17 protein-coding genes are annotated in these 18,115 nt (G+C 42.7%); 8 read left to right on the top strand and 9 right to left on the bottom strand.

Annotated features, from left to right (window positions below):
* Positions 1–162: 162 nt before the first annotated feature.
* Together FQ082_RS01775 and FQ082_RS01770 are read right to left on the bottom strand one after the other, a co-directional pair.
* Positions 163–1,188: an ABC transporter substrate-binding protein gene (locus FQ082_RS01775; RefSeq protein WP_020443734.1), complete on the bottom strand. Its 1,026-nt coding sequence runs from the start codon at positions 1,186–1,188 to the stop codon at positions 163–165.
* A gap of 139 nt (positions 1,189–1,327) precedes the next feature.
* Entirely contained in the window at positions 1,328–2,377 is a 1,050-nt protein-coding gene (locus FQ082_RS01770; RefSeq protein WP_149491808.1) for an ABC transporter substrate-binding protein, read from the bottom strand.
* A gap of 422 nt (positions 2,378–2,799) precedes the next feature.
* On the opposite strand from FQ082_RS01770, the gene FQ082_RS01765 reads away from it, so the two are divergent.
* Positions 2,800–3,237, top strand: coding sequence for a hypothetical protein (locus FQ082_RS01765; protein WP_133104496.1), 438 nt, complete (start codon positions 2,800–2,802; stop codon positions 3,235–3,237).
* 99 nt (positions 3,238–3,336) lie between these two features.
* On the opposite strand, the gene metG is transcribed toward FQ082_RS01765, so the two are convergent.
* Both metG and FQ082_RS01755 read right to left on the bottom strand, forming a co-directional pair.
* Positions 3,337–5,439: a methionine--tRNA ligase gene (gene metG, locus FQ082_RS01760; RefSeq protein ID WP_149491952.1), complete on the bottom strand. Its 2,103-nt coding sequence runs from the start codon at positions 5,437–5,439 to the stop codon at positions 3,337–3,339.
* Between the two features lie 408 nt (positions 5,440–5,847).
* A complete protein-coding gene (locus tag FQ082_RS01755) occupies positions 5,848–7,263 on the bottom strand; it encodes a GntP family permease (RefSeq protein ID WP_149491807.1) in 1,416 nt (471 codons plus the stop codon).
* A gap of 358 nt (positions 7,264–7,621) precedes the next feature.
* On the opposite strand from FQ082_RS01755, the gene FQ082_RS01750 reads away from it, so the two are divergent.
* From FQ082_RS01750 to dcd, 7 genes are all read left to right on the top strand, one after another.
* Entirely contained in the window at positions 7,622–8,335 is a 714-nt protein-coding gene (locus tag FQ082_RS01750) for a CoA transferase subunit A (RefSeq protein ID WP_133104498.1), read from the top strand.
* Positions 8,336–8,411: 76 nt separating this feature from the next.
* Positions 8,412–9,041, top strand: coding sequence for a CoA transferase subunit B (locus FQ082_RS01745; RefSeq protein WP_011513919.1), 630 nt, complete (start codon positions 8,412–8,414; stop codon positions 9,039–9,041).
* Between the two features lie 136 nt (positions 9,042–9,177).
* Positions 9,178–9,978 (top strand): 3-hydroxybutyrate dehydrogenase, encoded by an 801-nt coding sequence (locus FQ082_RS01740; protein WP_149491806.1) that lies wholly within the window; start codon positions 9,178–9,180, stop codon positions 9,976–9,978.
* Between the two features lie 296 nt (positions 9,979–10,274).
* The gene (locus FQ082_RS01735; protein WP_149491805.1) at positions 10,275–10,526 is read left to right on the top strand and encodes a hypothetical protein; all 252 of its coding nucleotides are present in this window, start codon (positions 10,275–10,277) and stop codon (positions 10,524–10,526) included.
* 228 nt (positions 10,527–10,754) lie between these two features.
* Positions 10,755–11,981, top strand: coding sequence for an iron-sulfur cluster carrier protein ApbC (apbC, locus tag FQ082_RS01730; RefSeq protein ID WP_011513916.1), 1,227 nt, complete (start codon positions 10,755–10,757; stop codon positions 11,979–11,981).
* Between the two features lie 145 nt (positions 11,982–12,126).
* Positions 12,127–13,266, top strand: coding sequence for a DUF2804 domain-containing protein (locus FQ082_RS01725; RefSeq protein WP_149491804.1), 1,140 nt, complete (start codon positions 12,127–12,129; stop codon positions 13,264–13,266).
* A gap of 136 nt (positions 13,267–13,402) precedes the next feature.
* Positions 13,403–13,978: a dCTP deaminase gene (dcd, locus tag FQ082_RS01720; RefSeq protein WP_020443725.1), complete on the top strand. Its 576-nt coding sequence runs from the start codon at positions 13,403–13,405 to the stop codon at positions 13,976–13,978.
* 88 nt (positions 13,979–14,066) lie between these two features.
* On the opposite strand, the gene FQ082_RS01715 is transcribed toward dcd, so the two are convergent.
* The 5 genes from FQ082_RS01715 to petA all read right to left on the bottom strand — a co-directional run bounded on the left by FQ082_RS01715 (position 14,067) and on the right by petA (position 17,979).
* Positions 14,067–14,510 carry a ClpXP protease specificity-enhancing factor gene (locus tag FQ082_RS01715; RefSeq protein WP_149491803.1) on the bottom strand — a complete coding sequence of 148 codons (444 nt, stop codon included), beginning with the start codon at positions 14,508–14,510 and terminating at the stop codon, positions 14,067–14,069.
* Between the two features lie 126 nt (positions 14,511–14,636).
* Complete coding sequence (locus FQ082_RS01710) at positions 14,637–15,251, bottom strand: glutathione S-transferase N-terminal domain-containing protein (protein WP_020443723.1); 615 nt, start codon at positions 15,249–15,251, stop codon at positions 14,637–14,639.
* A 202-nt stretch (positions 15,252–15,453) separates the two neighbouring features.
* Positions 15,454–16,167: a cytochrome c1 gene (locus tag FQ082_RS01705; protein ID WP_011513911.1), complete on the bottom strand. Its 714-nt coding sequence runs from the start codon at positions 16,165–16,167 to the stop codon at positions 15,454–15,456.
* A complete protein-coding gene (locus tag FQ082_RS01700) occupies positions 16,167–17,387 on the bottom strand; it encodes a cytochrome bc complex cytochrome b subunit (protein ID WP_406626821.1) in 1,221 nt (406 codons plus the stop codon). The genes FQ082_RS01705 and FQ082_RS01700 overlap by 1 nt, the downstream gene beginning before the upstream one ends.
* 7 nt (positions 17,388–17,394) lie before the next feature.
* Positions 17,395–17,979, bottom strand: a complete 585-nt coding sequence (petA, locus tag FQ082_RS01695) for a ubiquinol-cytochrome c reductase iron-sulfur subunit (RefSeq protein WP_011513909.1) — start codon at positions 17,977–17,979, stop codon at positions 17,395–17,397.
* Positions 17,980–18,115: the final 136 nt, after the last annotated feature.

The raw sequence follows: 18,115 nt of genomic DNA, 5'->3' as shown, positions 1-18,115 counted from the left end.
TTAAACAACAAGCCCAGCCTACTGACACATAGCTGGGTTTTGTTTGTAGCAATAATTCGCACCAATAAATAGCAAGGTAAAGCTAATGTAGACGATAATGACAGCTTGCGCAATCAACATTATCATCTACTGTTTGTTTTATACTAATTAGGTAAAAGGCAGTTACTCTACCACTTCTTTTGCTTTATCAATAACCGCTTGTGGCAAGGTGATGCCTTGCTCTTTAGCATGTTTTGGGCTGACATATAAGTCAAGAACTTTTGGCGTGTATACGGGAATTGCGCCTGCTTTTTCACCATTTAGGATACGTACAACGATTTTGCCAGTTTCACGACCAAGATCATAGTAGTTGACGCCCAATGCTGCGATGGCACCGCGCTCAACTGAGCTGGTATCCGAGGCAATTAACGGAATCTTACTTTCTTTAGCGGCTTGATATAGTGACTCATAAGCTGAAACCACGTTATTATCCGTTGAGGTATAGATCATATCGACCTTACCTTCTAAGCTACGTGCTGCCATCGCAATATCAGTACTACGTTGGGCAGGGGCTTCATGTACTTTGATGCCAAGCGGCGTCAGTTTTTCTTTTAGATTTTTTAGGATAATCGTTGAGTTAACTTCACCTGGGCTATAAACGTAGCCGACGTTTTTGAGACTAGGAATAATTTGGCGCATCAAGTCGATTTGTGGCTCATAAGGAAGCGCATCAGAACCACCAGTGACATTGGTGCCAGAACCATCAAGCTTTGAGACCAGTTTGGCTTCAACCGGATCAGTAACTGCTGAAAACACTAACGGGATACTGCTGGTTGCAGCAGCGACTGACTGAGCCGATGGGGTACCAATAGCAATGATAACGTCTGAATTGTCGGCGACGAATTGCTTGGCAATCTGACCAGCAGTAGCAGTATTACCTTGAGCACTTTGGAAGTTAACTTTCAGGTTTTCACCATCTTTAAAGCCGGCATCGTTTAGCTCATCGATTACGCCTTTACGTACGGCATCAAGTGCTGGATGCTCAACGATAGCGGTAATAGCAACCGTTTTCATTTCTGTTGTGGTATTGGTGCCCGCAGTACCATCAGTCGCGGTACCTTCTTTAGCTGGCTGATTACAACCAGTCAAAATAGCGGTACATATACCGCCCCATAAAAGAGCTTTGGCAAAACGATTCTGATACAACATGGGTCTTACTCCTGAAAATAATAATGTGTCCGTACATTATATAAAAGATAAATAGAAGATCTTACGTACTGCGGTTATAAACAGTGTTTGTTATAAATTATAAGCTATCTACTGCGTATTCACTCTTATCTACTAGCGATTATTTGCTGGCAGTTTTTGCTTTTTCATCAACATTAATAGCATTTTTCAACAGCTCATCTGACAGTACTACACCTTGCGTTTTAGCATGTTTAGGGCTGACGTAGAGTGTCAATTCGTTCATGACTTCAGGCTTAACGGTACTGACCGCTTCACCATTTAAAATGCGATAAACCATCTTACCTGTCGTACGACCAAAGTCATAATCATTGACACCAAGTGCTGCTGTGGCACCGCGTTGGACACTGAATTCATCAGAGGCAACAATAGGCAGCTTTAGCTCATTGGCAGCTTGTGCCATGGCTTCAAATGCTGAGGCAACATTATTGTCAAACGAGGTATAAATAATATCCGCGCGACCCTGTAAGCTACGTGTCGCCATACCGATATCTGTTGGACGGTTGGCTGGAATATCTAGTAATGATAAGCCACGTGCCGGCAGTGCTTTTTTAAGCGCATCACGCAATGATACCGAGTTGGCTTCACCAGGACTGTATACATAGCCAATGGTTTTGAGGTTAGGCTTGATTTTTTGTAGCAAATCTAGCTGCGGCTCTAATGGCAATTGGCTTGAGAGTCCGGTCAAATTGCTTTGAAAGGGTTTACCATCTGCAGTGATCAATTTGGCACCCAGTGGGTCTGAGACGGCAGTATATATAATAGGTATGGTTGTGGTTGCAGAGACGATAGATTGTGCTGATGGGGTTGAGATAGCAACGATGGCATCAGGATTGTCGCCGACGAACTGCTTAGCAATTTGTCCTGCGGTTGCCGTATTGCCTTGCGCACTTTGAAAGTTAACCTTTAGATTTTGACCTTCGACATAACCGTTATCCGCCAACTCATCAATAATGCCGCGACGCATATCATCCAACGAGGGATGCTCAACGATTTGAGTGATTGCCAATGTTTTGGCAGGTTTTTGAGCAGTAGTGGTACTGTTATCGGTAGTCGTTGTAGTATCTGCAGGTTTAGAGCAGGCTGATAATCCAAGCGCGGCGCTCATCGCAGCACCAAGTAGGCTAAAGCGTAAAGTAGTAGCAAAAATCATCTTATAGTGGCTCGTAGGTTAGAAAGTGCAGGTTACCCGAGTCAATGTTATGTGAATGCTGAGATAACGGGCTAACATCAAAGTAATCAATCCATTGATCATTATGTTCATATTATGACAGTAATGTAACTTATCGCAATAAAAAATTAAAGCGTATTCGTCACCAGTGTTATTAAAGCAAGTATTGACTGTTTTATTTGGCAAAATCATCTTTATTCGGAAAAACTCTGCTTAAAAAACGCACAAACCAGCAATTCAGCGATTACAAACGCACTTTATAATTAACGCAAGCTAATTTTTATACGAAAGTTACAGTGAGTCTGAAATCCATATCATTATTAATCATGCTGACATTAGTGAATGTTCAACAGACTCTACCATCTACTTAATCTTTTTCAAATGAATATTTTAAGGATGACATTATGAACACTACTAATCTTAAGTTATTAACCATCGCTGGCATTACAGCGATCTCATTGATTTCCTTACCTGCTATGGCCAAAGAGGGTCACGGTAATAATCATGGCAAGGGCAAATCTGCGTATGTCGGCAAAGATAAGCATGAACAAGTACAGCTCAAGCAGCATCAGTCAGAAAAATATAAATTTAAAAATGGTTATAGCAGCAATGCCCAGCCTAACATTAATGCTTATCGCCATGCTAACTCTAACGCCTCATTCAAGCGTGATCTCGATCAATACGGTTACAGAGTAGTCGGCAACATTGATAGAGATATTTATGATCGTTCGGTAATTTTAGACCGTTATGATGACCGCTACGTTCGTATTCGCACGCCAGAAAATAAAATTGTGACGGTCGTTAATGATACGTTGCAGATCATTGATATTTTGACCAGATAAACAGCAAGCTTACTTTCTATTCTTTTTAACATAAAAAACGGTCTATTTAGACCGTTTTTTGTTTTGTTCTTTTATTATTACTTAATTAATTTAACGTTTTTAAGCAAGTGAATCACCGATAACGGCTTCATCAGGTAAGGTCATTACCACCAGACCTGTTTTCGGGTCGCCTGACGACAATATCATGCCTTCTGATATGCCAAATTTCATCTTACGCGGTGCTAGATTGGTCACGCAAATGACCTTTTTACCTTGTAGCTGCTCAGGCTCATAGAATTTGCGAATACCGCTGAAGACGTTGCGAGGTTGTGCTTCACCAACATCTAGTGTGAACTGAAGCAGTTTGTCTGCGCCTTCGACATGATTGCAAGCGATAACATGAGCGACTTTCATCTCGACTTTGGCAAAGTCCTCGATACCGATATAGTCTGCTTGTTCGGTACTGCTTGGCATTGCTGCAGGCGAGGTATTTTTTACTGCTGCTTTATTGTCTTGGCTAACGGTAGGCGCACTTACTTGTGTCAATGAGGCTTTAGAATCTTCAACCATCGCTGCAATATCTTTTTCTTCAATACGCTGCATCAGTGGTTTAAACTTATTGATTTGATGACCAAGCAACCACTCATTACGGCTGGCAAAACTTAAATCATCAATGTTCAAGAATTCTTTAGCATTGGCAGTCAGCTCAGGTAATACAGGCGCAAGATATACCATCAATTGACGGAAGATATTGATTGCCACAGAGCAGACGTCTTGAACTTCTTGCTCTGCGCCTTCAACCTTGGCAAGCGCCCACGGTTTTTTGTCATCGATGTATTCATTGGCTTTATCAGCACACTGCATAATCAGGCGCATGGCACGAGAAAATTCACGGTTTTCATAAGCCGCAGCAATCTCATCGCCCGTCTTGGTGATGTCTTCTAATAGGCTTGGCTCAGCACAGACGTCTGTCAGCATACCATCATACTTTTTGACCAAAAACCCAGCGCTGCGACTGGCGATATTGACTACTTTACCAACGAGATCAGAGTTGACCTTTTGCATAAAGTCTTCTAAATCAAGGTTAATGTCTTCGACTTTGTCAGATAACTTACTCGCAAAGTAATAACGCAAGTACTCAGGATGCAAATGCTCAGCATAAGTGTCGGCTTTAATAAAGGTGCCACGCGACTTACTCATTTTTTCGCCATTGACCATCAAGAAGCCATGAGCAAAGACGCCAGTTGGTGTACGGAGTTCACTACCAGCAAGCATGGCAGGCCAAAATAGCGCATGGAAGTAAACAATATCTTTACCGATGAAGTGATACACTTCGGTTTTATGCTCGTTTTCTTGCGCCCAATAATGGTCAAAGTCTAGAGCCTCTTCTGTACCTGCACGTTTATCACACAAGTTCTGAAAGCTTGCCATATAGCCAACAGGCGCATCTAGCCATACGTAGAAGTATTTGTCTGGCTCATCGCTTGGCGTGTCTGGAATTTGAAAGCCAAAGTAGGGCGCATCACGCGAGATATCCCAACTGGTCAAGCCGGCATCGAACCACTCTTGCAGCTTATTGGCAACTGAGGTTTGCAAGCGATTATCACTGCGCGTCCAATCCTTTAAAAATTGCTCAAACTCTGGTAAGTCAAAGAAATAATGCTTTGAAGTCTTTAGAATAGGCGTCGCATTTGATAACGTAGAGTACGGATCTTTAAGTTCTGTCGCATCATAAGTCGTACCACAAACTTCACAATTATCACCATATTGGTCGATAGCGGCGCACTCAGGGCAGGTACCTTTAACAAAACGATCGGCTAAAAACAGCTGTTTTTCAGGGTCAAATAGCTGCTCCACATCACGAGTAGAGATATGACCCGCATCTCTAAGGCGGCGATAAATCAGCTCAGAAAATTCTCGATTTTCTTCTGAATGTGTTGAATGATAGTTGTCAAAATTAATCAAAAACTTAGCAAAATCGGCTTCATGAGCAGCTTGCACATTGGCAATTTGCTGTTCTGGTGTTACGCCATTGTCTTCGGCTTTGAGCATGATAGCAGTACCATGAGCATCATCCGCACAGACATAAGTCATCTTATGGCCTTGCGCCTTCATCGATCGTACCCAAATATCAGTTTGGATATACTCTACAAGATGCCCCAAGTGAATGTCTCCATTGGCGTAGGGCAGGGCACTGGTTACTAAAATCTCACGCACTTTCATCACCTATATTCTTATATAAACGGGTTGGTTATCAATAGAAATTGAAAAAGTGTGCCTATGATACCGTAATTCGGCTAAATTTGTGATATTCCTTACGAATTAATATGGTAATAAGCGCTATAGTTGATTCACTTTTAGAAGAGTGCAGCGCTACTGGTATTAATTATTCGTAGACTCTGTCTGCGTAGGCACAGCAAGCAAGAAAAGTTCATACCAGTAGTACGTTATAATAAGTGTAATGTATTTATTGATATTTATGATAAAAGTCCAACATAGTAAACCCTTATAAAGCGCTCATAAAAACCCCGCTAAGCAAAAGCTTAGCGGGGTTTTTATGAGCACTTTACAACAGGGAAGCTGTCCCTTTTTTAGATTGAATCCATTATATGCTTTACTGATTCAACCCAATTAAAATGAACCAAACATCGTGCCCAAGGTAATGACAACGACGACAGCAATCAGTGGAATAATCATGGTGACCATTGCCAAGTTTAAGTAGGACTGTTTATGTGTCAGACCACAAATGGCCAACAAGGTAATGACCGCACCACTGTGTGGTAAGGTATCCAAACCGCCTGCTGCCATTACCGCCACTCGATGCATGAGTTCTGGATCAATACCAGCTGCTACTGCCATTCTTAGATAGTCTTCACCCAAGGTTGAAAGTGCGATACTCAAACCACCAGATGATGAGCCAGTAATGCCAGCCAGCGTGGTCATAGCGACTGCTTCTGAGATGAGTGGATTGTCTGGCGTTAGATTCAAGATACTATCACGAATGAGAAGAAAGCCTGCTAATGACGCGATAACGGCACCATAGCCTACTTCCGACGCGGTATTAAAGATCGGTAACATCGAGTCATAAGTACCGCGGTTGATGGTTTTTTGTAGGTTGGTCCAATGACCGAGACGCATGACGATTAGCACGATACAAGCTACAACCAATGATAGGATGATCGACCATAGCCCAAGCGAACCTGCGATATTCAAATCTGGGAACTGAGTCTGTAGACCACTAAAATCCATCGATGGGAAGACAAAGTAAGTCAGTAAAGCGTTCAAACTGATGACCAGTATCAGAGGAATCATCGCAACGGTGAATGAGGTATGATGGGTACTAAGCAAGTTGGTCTCTGATGCGCCTCCACCAACACCGCCTACATCACTCTCATCATGCTGACCATATCCTTCACCAGCGGCATTCGCTTTTCTGGCACGCGATTGCAACCACAACCAACCACAGACAAACATGATCGTACCACCAATAAGTCCCAAGACAGGTGCGGCAAATACGTTGGTATTGTAATAAGGAATCGGAATAGCATTCTGAATGGCAGGCGTGCCAGGTAATGCTGTCATGGTAAAGGTAAACGAACCTAGGGCAATCGCTGCTGGAATCAAGCGCTTAGGAATATCAGCAGCTTTAAACAAGTCTTTGGCGATTGGATAAATAGCAAATGCCACGACAAACAGTGACACACCGCCATAGGTCAAAATACCGCAAACTAAAATAACCGCCAAAATTGCTTTACTGGCACCAAGCTTTTCGACCACCGTTTTGGCAATCGCTGTTGCCGCCCCAGAATCTGCCATCAAACGCCCAAAGAGTGCGCCTAATAAGAAGATAGGAAAGAATTTGAGTAGGAAGCCACTCAATGCGCCCATAAAGACATCAGTATAAGCAGGAATACTGCTTAAAAAATCACCTGAAAGCAGTACGGCTAAAGCAGCCATAATTGGCGCTAAAATCAGTACGGAATAACCGCGATAAGCAAAGAACATCAAAAGTAATAAAGTAATAATAATAGCAAGTGTGCTAAACATGATCGCCCTCCTTGGCTAAGTTAAGCCTGAGAGTATGCAGGGCATAGGGAAATACGTCAATAAAATTAAACGTAACGGGCGATTTAACGTATTTTATCAAACATTATTTTAGACAATTAGGATGGTGACCTTACCCATATTGCTCAAGCTGCGCTGCCTTGTACGCGCTTTATATTATTGTCTAGTCGCTGCTAGAATTATATGTTAAGTTATTACAGCTGTACGCTAGATTTTATAGTGATATAAATTGTATTACTTTAAAAGTAAGAACGATTGGTAGTCTAGTGTTTGCTTGAATAAGCAAAACCTATAATGAATCAATGTAAATAATAAAAATGAGACGTGCAAGGAGATAAGCATGAGTCAATCAAAGGTGTATGACAGCGCAGAAGCGGCGCTGAGTGGTGTTGTGCGTGACGGACAAACGCTGGCGATCGGTGGTTTTGGTCTATGCGGTATTCCTGAAGCGTTAATCGAAGCATTGCGGGATAGTGGTGTTGAAGATTTGACGTGCATCAGTAACAACGCTGGTGTCGATGACTTTGGCTTGGGATTGTTATTACAGACGCGCCAAATTAAAAAAATGATCTCATCTTATGTGGGTGAAAATAAAGAGTTTGAGCGCCAGTACTTGGCAGGCGAGTTGGAAGTTGAGCTGACTCCGCAAGGGACATTGGCAGAAAAACTGCGTTCAGGTGGTGCAGGTATTCCGGCATTTTATACCGCAACCGGCGTTGGTACCTTAGTTGCTGAAGGTAAAGAAACCCGCGAATTTGACGGTCGTACTTATGTGCTTGAACATTCATTACGCGCTGATGTGTCTTTAATCAAAGCGCAGAAAGCGGATAAGGCAGGCAACTTAATCTTTAATAAAACCGCTCGTAATTTTAACCCAGACTGTGCGATGGCGGGCAAGATTACCATTGTTGAAGTTGAAGAAATTGTAGAAACTGGCACCTTAAATCCTGATGAGATTCATCTGCCGGGTATTTTTGTGCAGCGTATCGTATTGAACAGCAGCCCTGAAAAGCGTATCGAAAAGACGACAACTAAAGTGGTCGAAGGCGCTTAGTCATTGCGATTACAGCATAATTAATAAATTATTAAATTTATAGTAATAGAATATCGTAAAAATTAAGGAAGCTACCATGGCATGGACAAGAGAGCAGATGGCACAGCGTGCCGCACAAGAGTTACAAGACGGTTATTATGTTAACTTAGGCATCGGTCTACCGACACTCGTTGCAAACTATATCCCTAAAGATGTCGATGTCTGGCTACAGTCAGAAAACGGCTTATTAGGTATTGGCGAGTTTCCTACTGCAGAAAACGTCGATGCAGATTTGATTAATGCAGGTAAACAAACGGTCACTGCCGAATCAGGTGCGAGTTATTTTAGTAGCTCAGAGTCGTTTGCGATGATTCGGGGCGGTCATGTCAACCTTGCAATACTGGGCGCGATGGAAGTCTCAGAGCAAGGCGATTTGGCAAACTGGATGATTCCCAAAAAAATGGTTAAAGGCATGGGCGGCGCGATGGATTTGGTCGCAGGCGTACAGCGTGTGATTGTGCTCATGGAGCAAGTTAATAAACACGGCGAGCCAAAAATCCTTGCCAATTGCGAATTACCACTGACAGGGAAAGGCGTTGTTGATCGTATTATCACAGAGCTTGCGGTACTTGATGTGACTGATAATGGTCTAAAACTGGTTGAGTTAGCAGATGGTGTTAGCTTCGATGAGCTACAAGAAAAAACACCAGTGAGCATTGCTCAATAGCTTTGATAAACCACTTAACAGTTCAAATACTGATTAGTAAATTTTTTAATAGCCACTATATTTTAGTGGCTTATTTATAGGCTTCATTCATTACTACTTATCACTACGCACCATCACCTATTATTAAGGATAATATATGGCGACCCAATTACAACAAGATTTGACTGGCAAAGTAGCATTGGTCACAGGCGCTGCCAGCGGTATCGGACGTGATATCGCCGAAACTTATGCGAAGGCAGGCGCAGCGGTTGGTATTGCAGATATTAATCTTGAAGCGGCTCAGAAAACCGTTGATGCTATTGAAGCAGCAGGCGGGCGTGCCCTTGCAATTGCGATGGATGTAACGTCTGAAACCACTGTTAATGGCGGTGTTCAGAAACTGGTAGATACCTTTGGCGGTATTGATATTCTGGTATCTAACGCCGGTATCCAAATCATTGACCCCATCCATAAAATGGCGTTTGAAGATTGGAAAAAAATGCTCGCTATTCACTTAGATGGTGCATTTTTGACCACCAAAGCTGCTATACAGCATATGTATAAAGACGACAAAGGTGGTACAGTGATTTATATGGGCTCTGTACATTCGCATGAAGCCTCATTATTTAAGGCACCTTACGTCACCGCCAAACATGGTTTACTTGGTCTATGTCGCGTATTGGCAAAAGAGGGCGCTGCCCATAATGTACGCTCGCATGTGATATGCCCAGGGTTTGTCAAAACGCCTTTAGTCGAAAAACAAATCCCTCAGCAAGCGGCTGAAAAAGGCATTAGCGAAGAGTCAGTAGTGAACGATATTATGCTCGTTAATACGGTTGATAAAGAATTTACTACGGTTGATGATATTGCTCAACTGGCTTTATTTTTGGCTGCATTTCCAAGCAATGTCTTTACCGGACAATCGATTGTCGCAAGCCATGGCTGGTTTATGAATTAATAGTACGAATTAAGAACTTGTTTGATCAGTCAGCTTAATTGCTATGAGCTTGCTAGAAAAGACCAATCGACTAGGGTTTAGTTTTATATTGATCAGAGCCAATGATGTTGGCTCTTTTTTATGAGCACTCGTTGGGCTATCTTGGGCGCAGGGATAAAGTGATGAATAATAAAGGCATATCAATAAAGTTAAGCGATACTATTGAAAGACAAGATTTTAAGCGCGATTGATGCGCTGTAGACGTTACGTCCTATAGATATCGCTGATATCATCGCGCTGATTAAACCCAAACTTGCTTGGCAGTTATTAGAGCAGCTGCCCAATCGCTCGACGATATTTGTGTATATAGATACCGATATTCAGGGGACGCTTGCTTCGGTATTCCCTCGTGCTGTGTTCGCGGTGATTCCATAGTGTCACTGGTACTGGCACTGGTACTGGTACTGGTACTGGTACTGGTACTGGTAATGAGTATGATGTCTGTGGTGATGATAAGCTGCGAGCTTGCCTTTTGTATTAAACAAACTCATCCTTGTCTCGTGTCATAAAGTAATTCATCTATGTTATTTGATATCAATGATACCGTAGGCTCAAAGCTGTACGCAAAATGCTGTCTTACTGGCATCATGGTTTTTTTATGCTTGCAATTGAGCTACACTGACACGATAAAAGGTTTGGCTAAAAAGCTTATGGCTTCTATCGTTAATTATTCTCGTTATAGTATTAATAATACTTTTTAGCATACCAACCCACTTGTATAGGCAGTCACGGTCGCTATGTTTAATTTTATGAAGAAAAAACCCACCGCACAAAAGGAAACTCCAGAGCAGAAAGCTGCGCTTGATAGCGCTGTTGATAAAGTATTGCTGGGTTATCATGTTGGGGATAGCAGTATTGCTACGATGGTCACTGGGCTTGAGCGTAATGGTGGTGAGCTGACATTAGAGTTGCGTCTGCCACATGAAAGCGATCCTGAGGCCATTCAGCAAGCGCTTGGGCAGTTATTACAGCCGCATGGTATTCAAAGCATTCATATGAATGTTCGGATACCAGCGCCGATGAAAGGTGAAGGCTCAAGTTTGCCAAAAGCAATGCCAAAAACCACCAATGCGATGGATAGTCATAGTAAACCTGTTGCCAAGAGCGATGATAGTACGGTAAATGCTGAACCACCTATCACTAAGCAAGCTCCTACCCAAGCGTCGTTGTCCGCTCATCCGCGTATTCGTCATATCATTGTCGTTGCCTCTGGTAAGGGCGGCGTGGGAAAATCAACCACTACTGTCAATATCGCCTTGGCATTACAAAAGCTCGGCAACCGCGTTGGTGTATTAGATGCTGATATTTATGGACCCAGTATGCCAGCGATGCTAGGTGTGAATAGTGTCAGACCTGAGCTTGAAAATGAGCAGTTTGTGCCTATCAATGCGCATGGACTAGCGATGTTATCGATTGGCAGCTTGCTTGATGGTGATAATACGCCTATCGCATGGCGCGGTCCAAAAGCGACCGGCGCGTTGATGCAGCTATATAATCAAACCAATTGGCCACAGTTAGATTACTTAGTTATTGATATGCCACCAGGCACCGGTGATATTCAGCTTACCCTTGCTCAGCGTATTCCGGTGACGGGCGCTGTCATTGTGACGACGCCGCAGCATATTGCGTTACTTGATGCCCAAAAAGGCATTGAGATGTTTAATAAAACCAATATTCCTGTGCTTGGCGTGGTTGAAAATATGGCGCTGCACACTTGTAGTAACTGCAATCATACTGAAGCTATCTTTGGTACGGGCGGCGGCGAAAAGATCGCTGAGCAATATCAGGTGCCGCTATTAGGACAGCTTCCACTGGCAAGTGCTATTCGTGCACAGGTAGATAAAGGTGAGCCAAGCGTATTGGTAGATGATGAGTTTGCGTCTTACTATCTGAGTATTGCCAAAAATATTGAAACCAATATTAATAAGTTTGCCAAACCGGTTAATGATAAGCGTATTTTTTAATGGTTATAGTTTCCTACTAAGAATCACAGCGTTTTTATTTTTAATGAGCTATTGTTTGCTATTATACTAAGTTAGTAGCAAACAATAGCCATTACATAACAAACTGCTTAACTCTTGGTATAAATTTGGCTAGGATGCCACCATTATGACTCAAAACAATCATCAACCTTTGTCTGATATCTCTAACAAGTTGAAACCGGCGGTGCTCGACCAACTAATCCAAAATGGTCAGCCTCATTCTGGTATTTTTGCCCAAGTTAAAAACATCAACTATTTAGATTATCACAGTCACCTTATCTCACAGAAATCTCTGCCCAATTGGCGTAAAGATTTAAAAGCCAACCAATTCTGCTTTATTCAAATCATTCAACCACCTTATCGAGTCTGCTTGGCACTGGCGACTATTAAGCTTGCGACCAGTGCTTTTGTTTATCTTTGTAATGATGAAACAAACGAGATAGAGGTGTGTGAAGCCTTGCAGCCTTTGACGCTTGATACGCGTTTAGAGGGTAGTTGCTATCAAGGGCAGATGGCATTTAGACATAAAAAGCTGACATTGACGTTGGATTTTACCCCGCCACAAGTCAACGTTGTGTTAGACAGTCAGTATCTGGCTATTGAAGCAACGTTACAGCGGCAGTCGCAGCCATTGGCGGTCTGCACACCGACTGGCAGGCGTGGCTGGACTTTTACGCAAAAAGAGCCGCTTACCAAAATCGTAGGTCACTTAGCTATTAAGGCCAATTCAACGTTTAATAATGGACAACAAGCTCAGCAAATATCATTCAATGATGACACTATTGCCAATCTCGATTGGACACTTGGATATATGCGTCATGAGACCAATTGGTTTTGGAGCTGTATCAATAGTTATTTGCCAGATGGTCGTCATTTCACATTGAACTTATCGATGGGTGTTAATGAAATGGGCGCTAGTGAAAATGCGTGCTGGCTAGATGGGCAGATATGTTATTTACCGCCTGTCATGTTTCTTCGTGATACTCTAAATTTGCCACCCAATCAGCAAGACACTGTTGCTAATAGGTTAGATGACACACCGCAGCCTTGGCATATCTATCATCAAAACCTTGGCTGGAGCAATGTTGATATTGATTTAACCTTTACCTCTATCACGGTTTATAAGAAGACCGATAACTTTGGTATCGTTGCCAGTATTTTTGAACAATGGCTTGGTTTTTATAATGGTGAGATTAGAATCAAACAAGAGGTGATTAAGCTTGATAATGTGATGGGACTGGCAGAAGATCATTATGCAAAATGGTAGGCGATTATCATTTTGACTAGAGATTTATTTTAAACGTAGCCAAGCCTATAAATTGAGCGCTCAATTCCGTATAATCGTCGCTATCAAAATACCATTCATATTATAAGTTTTATTTTATATCTGCTAAGGAATAACAATGTCTATCAAGTCTGACCGCTGGATTCGTAAAATGGCTCAAGAACATGGCATGATTGAGCCGTTTGAAGCCGGTCAAGTACGTTTTAATGATGCTGGTGAGCGTTTGGTCAGTTACGGTACCTCAAGCTATGGTTATGATGTACGCTGCGCGCCTGAATTTAAAGTTTTCACCAACGTACATTCAGTAATTGTAGACCCTAAAAACTTTGACGAAAAAAGCTTTATTGATGTCATTGGTGACGAGTGTATTATTCCGCCTAATTCTTTTGCATTGGCTCGTACGATGGAATATTTCCGTATTCCACGCGATGTATTGACTATTTGCCTTGGTAAATCAACCTATGCCCGCTGCGGTATCATTGTCAATGTCACACCACTTGAGCCTGAGTGGGAAGGGCATGTGACTTTAGAGTTTAGTAATACCACCAATCTTCCTGCGCGTATTTATGCCGGCGAAGGCGTTGCGCAAATGCTATTTTTCCAAAGTGATGCTGATGATGTCTGTGAGACGAGTTATAAAGATCGTGGTGGTAAATACCAAGGACAGCGCGGTGTTACCTTACCAAGAACCTAATCGTTTAAGGTCATCACCACTTTTGGGCTGACAATAAAAAAAGCTGAACATATTTAATATGCTCAGCTTTTTTATGCGATATATTTTGTTATTTTAATACTTTTAAGCCGGCTTTATTATCACGTTTGGGCTTAGGAGCTGCTACGTTTGTTTTAGAGCTGCTACTCGCAACGGCATCGTCTTCAGGCACATAATTGTCATATTCATTGGGATCGAAAAACATCCCTTGAGAGTTCTCTTTTGCATAAATACCCAGCACTGCTGTGAGCGGTACCCAGATCTCTTGTGATACACCGCCAAATCGCGCACTAAAATGAATGTAGTCATTCTCCATACTCATATTACCAGTGGCACGGCTGGCAATATTGAGCACGATACGACCATCTTGCACATGCTCTTTTGGAATTTGAACATTATTGGCGGTTGCATCGACCATCAGATACGGCGTAAGCGCATTGTCTTCTATCCATTGGTACAAGGCACGCACCATATAAGGACGTGTTGGAGTAATAGATGTGGTTTCTTCGCTCATCTTTGGCTTCCTATATTGACAGTATTAAGTAAGGGTTAAAAGGTATCAGCGGCAAAAGATTATTTACAGAAATTCATTTGCGCTTCATTATTTGTTATTCTAAGGCAGCATTTGACTGTTGTCTAATTAACGCACGCTTTTTTGAAAGCTATCTCGCTCAAAGACCCGTTTTTGATAGTCAAACAGAGGGCGGCTGATAGCACGTGGTAGCTCAATGTCCATCTCTTCCAATCGCCATAATAAAGGTGCTAGCAGCACATCACACCAGCCAAACTCATCTGCCATAAAGTAAGACTTGTGCGCAAATAATGGTGATATAGTGATGAGCGAATCGCTCAGCTGTTTTCTAGCCATAACCGCTTGGGCTTTATTAAAGCTGTCTGGATGCATAAGCAATCGCTTACCGAGTGAGAGCCAATCGCGCTGAATACGCCATGCTAACTGGCGAAATTGTGCCCGCTCTTGTGGCGTTTCAGGCAAGAGCTTATTGGCATGATAACGCTCTTCAAGGTACTCAAAGATAACGTTAATCTCATAAAGCGCAATCTCACGCTGCTGTAGGACAGGTAAAGTATGATAAGGGTTCAGCTCGGTTAAATCCTCAGGACGCTCAGAATGCAAACGTGATAAATAATAAGCGAGCTTTTTTTCTTCAAGCAATAGGCGCACCACATGACTGTCGTAGCCGTCATCAGCGTATAAAATTAGCTGACTACTTGGAATGTCATTCGCATCAATCATGAAAGCCTAATGTTAATAGTAAAGCCTGCCATCGTAAACAATGTTGCTGTGTTTATCAAGGTAGCGTACGTAAACACTGTCGCTTAAAAATTTGGCGCTTAGCTCGCTTTTGTGGCTGATTTATAAATGTTTAAAGCATAAAAAAGCACTACCGAAGCAGTGCTTTTTTTATACTAATATCTTGCTCGATTATCAATATCGCTTATTTGATATCTTTCCAGAATTCTTTATTAAGCAAGTAAACTGGAATCAATAAGACAAGTAAGAATAAAATCACAAAGAAACCAATCACTTTACGGTCATGACGAACAGGTTCTGCCATCCATGCCATAAAGTTAACCAAGTCACCTACTTCAGATTCGAACTCTTCCTGACTCAGCTCTTCTTGCATGTTATGTAAAACGTGAGGCATTGCCGCATTTGCGAGGACTAAGTTATTAGCACCCCAAGGACGGCTTGGATCTTCGTAAAAAGACAATAGGTAAGTGTAAACCCAATCATCGCCGCGCAGTCTGGTTTCAAGCGACAAATCTGGAGGAGCCGCGCCAAACCATGAGGCTTGTACTTCAGGGTCAATCTCAGCATCGATATGATCACCGATCTGATCGGTCGTCACCATCAAATACTTTTCGACCAGCTCAGGTGGAATCTCTAAATCTTTAGCGATGCGTGAGTGACGAACGTACTTGGCTGAGTGACACCCAGCACAGTAGTTCATAAACGTCTTAGCACCGTTTTGTAGTGAGCCCTTATTGGTAAAATCAATAGGCGCTGTACTACAAGCCAAATGCTCTACAATACCCTCAGCATTGGTAAACGTACCGCAGCCACTACCTGCTGCTAGAGCGCTACCAGCAGTCAAAGTTAATGCCGCGCCTAAGCCCAAACCTGCTAGGGATTTAATTAGCGTGCTCATTAGTGACCTCCGGTAACGCGTTCTGGTGGCTGTTTACACTTCTCAATGGCAGTGTAAAACGGCATCAATAAGAAGAACAAGAAATACAATATGGTAAAGATACGAGCCATTATAGTTGCTGTTGGGGTGGTAGGTGTCGCACCTAAATAACCCAATACTAAGAAACTAATAGCAAACACGGTTAAAGCGATTTTAGATAAAATGCCTTTATAACGTATCGAGCGTACTGGCGATCTATCAAGCCAAGGTATTAAGAACAATACGGCAATAGCAGCACCCATCGCAATCACACCACCAAGCTTATCAGGAACGGCACGTAAGATGGCATAGAAAGGCGTGTAGTACCATACCGGTGCAATATGCGCTGGTGTTTTCAGTGAGTTGGCAGTCTCAAAGTTTGGTGGCTCAAGGAAGAAGCCGCCGCCTTCTGGGAAGAAGAATACCACAGCAAAGAATAAGATAAAGAAGACAACAATACCAACCATATCGTGTACGGTGTAGTACGGATGGAATTCGATACCATCTAATGGCACACCGTTTTTGTCTTTTAGCTTCTTAATGTCAATACCATCAGGGTTGTTTGAACCCACATGATGCAGTGCCACTAAATGCATAAAGACTAAGCCGACAAGTACAAGCGGAATCGCCACAACGTGTAGAGCAAAGAAGCGGTTTAGCGTGATACCTGAAATAATGTAATCGCCACGAACCCACTCAGCAAGACCATCGCCAATCACAGGCAGAGCCGCAGGTAGGTTTAGAATAACCTGAGCACCCCAGAATGACATATTGCCCCAAGGAAGTAGGTAACCAAAGAAACCTTCTGCCATCAATGCTAAGTAAATACCCATACCGATAAGCCAAATCAGCTCACGCGGTTTTTGGTATGAACCATATAGCAAGGCTCTGAACATATGCAAGTAAACAACCACGAAGAACGCAGATGCGCCGGTTGAGTGCATATAACGGATGAGCCAACCGCCCTTAACATCACGCATGATATATTCAACAGACGCAAATGCCCCTTCGGCACTTGGGTTATACATCATCGTCAGCCAAATACCAGTGACTAACTGATTGACCAGTACCACCATTGATAACACGCCAAAGAAGTACCAAAAGTTAAAGTTCTTTGGTGCATAGTACTTTGACATATGATATTCGTAGGTTTCAGTCGCAGGAAAGCGCGCGTCTACCCAATGCATTAACTTTTTACCCATGCTCATATTAAGCCTCCCCAATCGTCAAGATGGTACCATCCATGTTGTACTCTGGGATAGGTAAGTTAAGCGGTGCAGGTACGCCACTATAAACGCGACCCGCTAAATCGTATTTAGAGCCATGACATGGGCAGAAAAACCCGCCATACCAGTCATTACCACCTAAATCGGCTGCGCCAACATCGGGACGGTAGTTTGGTGCACAACCTAAATGTGTACAGACGCCTTCTACCACCAATACTTCTGGTGAGATAGAGCGTTCAGGATTTTTACAGTACTCAGGTTGCAAAGAGGCACTAGAATCAGGGTCAGACAATAATGGCTTTACTGACTCAAGCAACGTCAGCATCTCTTCAGTACGCTTAACCACAAAGATGGGTTTGCCACGATATTTGACAACAATCATTTGTCCTGCTTCGATAGAACCAATATCTTGGGTCACTGCTGCACCAGCAGCTTCAGCTTTAGCACTTGGGGTCCAAGAGCGAACAAAAGGTGTTGCCACAGCAGCTACCCCAGCTGCACCAATTACGGCAGTCGAGGCAATCAGAACTCTACGGCGTTGTACGTTAACGCCTTCGGCATGGCTCATTAATACTTCCTCCAGGTGAATGAAATGGGATTATCCCACACTGGGTTTGTGACTTAGAATAGAAACAATTATCAAGCCACGTTAGCTGTGCCTAATTTTGCTAATTGTTGCTATTCTAAGCTATTTTGGTCATAAA

The sequence above is a fragment of the Psychrobacter sp. ANT_H56B genome, assembly GCF_008369245.1.
GTDB lineage: Bacteria > Pseudomonadota > Gammaproteobacteria > Pseudomonadales > Moraxellaceae > Psychrobacter > Psychrobacter cryohalolentis.
Note: the sequence above shows the minus strand (reverse complement) of the source record. Positions and strands in the feature narration are given on the sequence as shown.